General features: G+C 61.0%; 7 protein-coding genes. 4 read left to right on the top strand and 3 right to left on the bottom strand.

The window, feature by feature from the left end; genetic code table 11:
- Window positions 1-753 (top strand): alpha/beta hydrolase family protein (locus JNL55_RS08290; RefSeq protein ID WP_293851864.1); only part of this gene is annotated, 753 nt, incomplete at its 5' end.
- On the opposite strand, the gene JNL55_RS08285 is transcribed toward JNL55_RS08290, so the two are convergent.
- From JNL55_RS08285 to JNL55_RS08275, 3 genes are all read right to left on the bottom strand, one after another.
- Entirely contained in the window at window positions 736-1,926 is a 1,191-nt protein-coding gene (locus JNL55_RS08285) for a sensor histidine kinase (protein ID WP_293851867.1), read from the bottom strand. The two genes, JNL55_RS08290 and JNL55_RS08285, sit on opposite strands and share 18 nt — an antisense overlap.
- A gap of 174 nt (window positions 1,927-2,100) precedes the next feature.
- Entirely contained in the window at window positions 2,101-2,955 is an 855-nt protein-coding gene (locus JNL55_RS08280; RefSeq protein WP_293851862.1) for an OmpA family protein, read from the bottom strand.
- 33 nt (window positions 2,956-2,988) lie between these two features.
- A complete protein-coding gene (locus tag JNL55_RS08275) occupies window positions 2,989-3,429 on the bottom strand; it encodes a DUF4398 domain-containing protein (RefSeq protein WP_293851859.1) in 441 nt (146 codons plus the stop codon).
- 210 nt (window positions 3,430-3,639) lie between these two features.
- On the opposite strand from JNL55_RS08275, the gene JNL55_RS08270 reads away from it, so the two are divergent.
- From JNL55_RS08270 to JNL55_RS08260, 3 genes are all read left to right on the top strand, one after another.
- Window positions 3,640-4,254 carry a hypothetical protein gene (locus JNL55_RS08270; protein ID WP_293851856.1) on the top strand — a complete coding sequence of 205 codons (615 nt, stop codon included), beginning with the start codon at window positions 3,640-3,642 and terminating at the stop codon, window positions 4,252-4,254.
- An 806-nt stretch (window positions 4,255-5,060) separates the two neighbouring features.
- Window positions 5,061-5,621, top strand: a complete 561-nt coding sequence (locus tag JNL55_RS08265; protein WP_293851853.1) for an RNA polymerase sigma factor — start codon at window positions 5,061-5,063, stop codon at window positions 5,619-5,621.
- Window positions 5,622-5,626: 5 nt separating this feature from the next.
- The coding region (locus tag JNL55_RS08260) for a FecR/PupR family sigma factor regulator (protein WP_293851850.1) at window positions 5,627-5,834 on the top strand (208 nt) is incomplete at its 3' end.

Genomic DNA, 5,834 nt, shown 5'->3' with positions numbered 1-5,834 from the left:
GGAGAGCGCGTTTACGGCATGCTCGCCAAGCCGCTCGGCTACCAGGCAGGGCAACGTTATCCGACCATTCTTTGGCTGCACGGCGGCCCGTACAGTCAGGACAATTGGGGCTTCCACAATGTTGTGCAAACGTTTGCTGCCAACGGCTATGCGGTCGTCCAAGTGAACTATCGTGGCAGCAGCGGACGTGGCAGAACTTTCGGTCGCGGCATCTTCGCCGACTGGGGCAATCGCGATGTGTCCGACGCGCTTGCCGCTGTGGATCACGTGGTGGGCCTGGGTGTTGCCGATTCTCAGCGCCTCGGCGTCGGCGGCTGGAGTTATGGTGGCTTCCTGACGAACTTCATCATCGTCAGCGACACGCGCTTCAAGGCAGCGATGGCCGGTGCCGGCTCAGGCACCAAGTCTGCGTTGTACGGCACGGATCTATACGCGCACGGCAATGAGCTGGAGTGGGGAACGCTCTGGGGAAACACCGACGTGTGGATGCGCGTGTCTCGGCCGTTGTATCAAGCCGACCGAGTGCGCACGCCGACGCTGTTCATGCACGGTGTGAACGACTACAACGTACCGGTCAGCGGCAGCGAACAGATGTATCGCGCACTGAAAACACTTCGCGTGCCGACGCAGCTGGTCATCTACCCGGGTCAGCATCATGGCATCGCCAAGCCGAGTTACGCTCGCGATCAACTGCGGCGGTACTTGGAGTGGTACGGGAGCTATTTGTCGGGTAGCTCAAGGGCTGCTCGCTAATTGGTTGCTGGTCGGGGCTGGCATGGCTAGCGTCAGTAATGTGCCCATGCCGACGCCTCTGCCCGCCATCTCGAGTGTTCCGCACAGTTGAGTCGCGAAGGTGCGGATCAGCGACATGCCCATGCCCTCGCCGCCATTGGTTGGAGCGAGACCGGTGCCGGTATCTGCGATCCGAAGGCATAGTGCGGTGTCCATGCGTTGTAGCCGCACCGTGATCGTACCCGTGGAGTGGTTCGGGAATGCATGCTTGTAGGCGTTGGTGATCGTCTCGTTGGCCAGCAAGGCCAAAGCCACTGCGTCCTGCGTGGGTAGTTCGATGGAGTCGCAGGCGATCTCTAGCGTTACTCCTGGGTTCGCGCGGCCGAACGATTGCCGAAGCGCATCGCCCAGTGACTGCAGTAACTGCGGTATGAATACACTCTGCTTGTGGTCGGCATTCGAGTAGAGCAGTTCGTGGACCTTGGCTAGGATTTGCAGGCGCGCAGCGTTATCCAGTAACGCTTCGCGCACTTGCGTGGATGAACTGGCCCGGGCTTGCATGGTCAGCAGAGTGGAGGCTACCTGCAGCGTATTCTTGGTGCGATGGTTGATCTCGCCGATCAGCGCGTCCTTGAACCTGAGCGCTTGCCGATTTTCGATTTCCGCCTGTTCCCGCAGCCCGCGCTCTTCGTGCAGCTCGTAGTTCAGCAGGCTTTGCTGGACATGTTGATGCGACTGGAACAGCGCCAGCGCGTGAGAGTGATCGCGGGCTCGTTCCTGGAGCTTCATCGCCAGGACCAGCTGTGCCGCTAGTTGCTCCACGATGCGCACGTCGTCGCTGTCGAAATGTAATGTGCTGTCATGGTGCGCCAGCCACAGCGTGCCCACCGGCCTGCGCGCGCCGTCGTACAAAGGCAGGATCAGCAGCTCGGCGATGACAGGTAGTTTGTCGACCAGCCGGTCGAACACGATCTGCGGCTGTGAGATGAGAATAGCGATGCCTACGTCCAAACACAGACCGCAAGGACTGTGGTCCCGCGGCGCGGCGCTCGCCTCATACTCGGACAACGCGCCGCTGACGGCTTCCCAGCGTACGATCGCCGCGCCCGTCCGGTCCTGAGCTAGCAGACTGAATCCTGCGCTGCCTGCTCTGCAAAGATCTTGCGCGATGTCGAGCAGGGAGCGCAGGGCCATGCCGGTGTCTTCGGCGAGGACCTTCGACAATTCGCGGAGCGCCGCGGCTTCGGCCTGCAGATTCGGATGAACCGTTCGCCGCGGCAGGCTCGTCGCCGGGACATAGCAACCGTGATATCGATTTTGTCGATCCGCGATGCTCATGGGAGCGCTGCTGATGGTGCAGCTGCCCGGTCACCGACCCGGGTCGGCTGCGATGCGCGCAGCGCCGTCGCTGAAAATCAATTCGACTCGACGATTCGACTGGCGGCCCGCGGCCGTGTCGTTGCTGGCAATCGGGAAGTTCTCACCCTTGCCCAGCGCGGTGATCTGACTGCGATTCACGCCGCGTTGGACCAGGCTCGCCTGCACCGACTGCGCCCGGCGTTCTGACAAGCTCAGATTGTTCTGGTCGGAGCCCACGTCATCGGTGTGGCCTTCGATCAACACTTTGCGCGCCGCTTGTTCTTTCAGCACGGTCGCCAGCCGATCGAGCGGAGCATAGGCGCCGGGCTTCAAGGTGGCGAGGCCGGTGTCGAACAATACGTCGCTCAGGGTCAGCACCAAACCTCTTTCGGTCCGCTGCAGTTTCAGATCGGCGAGCTCCATTTCAAGAGAGTCCGCGCGGGTCTGAGAGGCATCTGCTTGGCGACGCGCGTCGTTCGCACTATCGACATTTCTCTGCGCGTCACGCTCGCGCGCCTGGAGTAGAACTGCCTGGCGTTGAGCTGTGCCGTCGGCCACTTGCTCGTTGGCCTGTGCGGTAAGAATCTTTTCGTTGGCGATTTGCGCACTGAGCGCGGCATTGGTGGCTTCGAACTCCAGGTCGGCCCGTTTGGTTTTGGATTGCGCCAGATTGTTTGCTTTGTCCAGCGAAGTGCGTGCGTTGGCGATATCGGCCGCTGCTATTCCGGCGCGCGGCGATTGTTCCACTGCTAGAACCAACGTGCGCGCTCGTTCCAATGTTTCGTTGCGTTCTGGGGCGGCGGTACAGGCACTCAGTATCGTGGCTACCGCCACGCTCAGCACGATGCGTTCGTTGAATTTCATGTCCTTGACCTCTTGAGTATGTTTTGCAGTCGATCAGCGTTGTGTCGGCGACGTGCGCTGGGCTTCCAGGCGCAACGTTTCGACGCTCGCTAGCACTTCGTCGGCGGCTTTGCGCGCACTGGCGCTCTGCGATTTCGCAATCGCAAGCTCCGAGTAGAGATGAGCCTGCGCGGCCGCACGTTCCGCTTCCTGCTGTCGATCTTTGGCGAGCGCAGCCTTGGCCTCATTCAGCTTCTCTCGGGCTTGCTGTAGTTCCATTGCTCCAGCTTCCGAGCGTCCGACTGCCTGCTGTGCCTGTTGAAACGAGGTGTCGCTCTGGGCGACTCGCTCCTTGGTGAGGGCCGACACGCTACTGCATGCGCCAACGGCCACGAGCATGCTCATGCCGACGACGAGTGCTGCCCCCTTTCGGGCTGGCGCCGTGGCGGTCAGGCGCGAGCAAATATTTCTAAACGCATCCGGGGATGGGGACATTGCAATCTCTCCGTGGGAGTGAAGACACTGCCGGTCCGGCAGCTCAGGGACTGCGGTGACGTTGCGCTTTTTCTGGAAAGATCTCGGTACGTTGACGCACATAGGGTGCTGTCAGCGGGAGGCGGTCGCTGTGCTGCCCGTATGTTCGCTGGCGCACCGAAGGCGCACGCGCGTTCAGGCACAGTATCGGCAAGTTGTATGGAGCCGTTCGTGAAAGCTAAGCACACAGCGTTGAGCGATGGTCGAGATGCCGACATGGCAATGCCGGCAGCAGCCCACACTGACTCAACTTCGGCGGCGACGCGCTCGGGCTTCGACCTCGACGTAGCTACCAATGGCACGCCCAACGCAGGCTGGTCATCGACATCGATAGTCAAATGGGATCAATTGAAGAGTGTTGACCGCCGCTCCGACAAGATCCGATCCTGGCGACGACGCGCGTTGTCGAAACGCGGTGCCCGGCTACACGTGACCATGGCATCCAACCCCCAGCCGAGTTCGTTGGCCATGTTGGATGAGACGGGAATAGTGGTCTGCTGGTACGGCAGCTGGGATGGGCGCGACTACGCTGCCGAAGAAGTCGTCGACCGACATTTGTCACTATTCTATGTCTCCGAAGAAGTCGCGCGACGACAGCCGCATCGTGACTTGCGTGCGGCCGTCATCGAAGGGCACATCACTCGACAAGCGTGGCGTCGCCGATCGGACGGCAGCTCATTCTGGGGCACTTACGACATCCGGCCGGTGGTGCTCCGAGACGGGCGGGTGCAGGGATTCAGCTACATAGCAAGCGCACCGGACCAGACTCGGCACAGTGACCGATGAACAACGTGACAGGGTTCGAGAGGTGGCGCGTGCCAGCCGGCCTGCTGGCAGTAGTGCTGTTGGCTGTTACTTTCGTGCCGTCAGCCGAGGCGGAAACACCGAATGTCCTACCGGAGAACGCTATGAAGTCCCGCTATGGTATCGGTTGGGAATGCATGACCGGTTTCCAAAGAGTCACCGATCGTTGCTCACGCATTACCGTGCCAGCGAACGCCTACCTGGACGCATCGGGCGAGCGATGGCGATGCGCTCGCGGATATCTACGAAACGACCAAGCATGCGTGGCCGTCAGAGTCCCGCAAAATGCCTACCTGGATGATTCATTCGGCACCGGTTGGAGATGCGAGCGCGGCTATCGGGAGGCGCAGGGCCAATGCCTTGCGATCGTAGTTCCCAGCAACGCGCACTCGGTCGATTCCAGCTATGGTCCGGGGTGGGAGTGCGCTCGTGGCTACCAGTCCGTCCAGGCGGCCTGCGCTCTGATCGACGTACCGATCAACGCGTTCTTATCGCGCTCCGGCAAGAGTTGGGAATGTGAACGAGGCTTCCGCCGGGAAAGCGCCCAATGCGTCGCTGTACCCGTCCCGGCGAACGCACATCTGGACTACTCCGGCGAAGCCTGGAAATGCGACCGCGGCTTTCATCTGCACGAAGCGAGCTGCGTCTTTGATTGATAGCCACTGCGAGGTAGTGCCACCGTAGCTGCGCCGAGGCCGCTGGTTCACAGCGCATTGAGGGGTTGGTCCTGCCAGTTGTCTGTCTCCTAAGGGGTGACCTATCCTGAGCGGGGCTGGGCGAACACGGCTATGACCACGGCGGACGAGGCGAGGCGTAAAAGAACGCTGGTCGAGGCTCTTTATAAAGAGTACGGCCAGACTTTGCGCTCGTTTTTGGTGCGCCGGCGCCTGAGTCAGGATCAGGTCGCCGATGTGGTGCAGGAGACCTATTACCGCGTCCAGCAGGCGGACTCGGTCGAGAGCATCCGCCATCCCCGGGCGTTTCTGCTCCGAGTGGCCAACAACGTGCTGCTCAATGCGCGTAAGAGTCACCGCAATCTATTCGAAGAATGCACGCCGGATATCGACAGCTTCAACGTGGCTGCCGAGGATCCCAGTGCCTATCGCCAACTGAGCGCCGAGCAGGAGTTGGCCATCGTGCGCGCGGCCTTGCTCGAGTTGCCGCCGAAGTGCCGCGAAGCCTTTGTCATGAACCGGTTCGAAAACTTGAGCTATCCGCAGATTGCTCGTGAGTTGAACCTGTCGGTGTCGATGATCGAAAAATACATCAGCCAAGCGCTGGCTCATATGCGTCACCGCGTGTTGCTGAATCGTCCAAGGACGACGCGCTCCCTGCGAGGCGCGAAGTAATCATCATGGATGAGAAAATGACCAACGGTCGAGCGAGCGCTGTGGATGAGGCCGCGGATTGGTACGTGCGCCTGAAGTCTCCCGATGTCTCGGAGCTGGATGCGGTTCGCTTTCGTGCCTGGCTGGCGGGAGATCCGGAACGACGTCGCGAGTTCGAAGCGCTGGATTCGATGTGGCAGGGCATGGGCAAGCTGGAAGCGGCACCGGAAGTGA

The organism is Steroidobacter sp., from assembly GCF_016790065.1.
Classification (GTDB): Bacteria; Pseudomonadota; Gammaproteobacteria; order Steroidobacterales; family Steroidobacteraceae; genus Steroidobacter.
The sequence above is the reverse complement of the archived record's forward strand: the minus strand, read 5'-3'. Positions and strand labels throughout refer to the sequence as shown.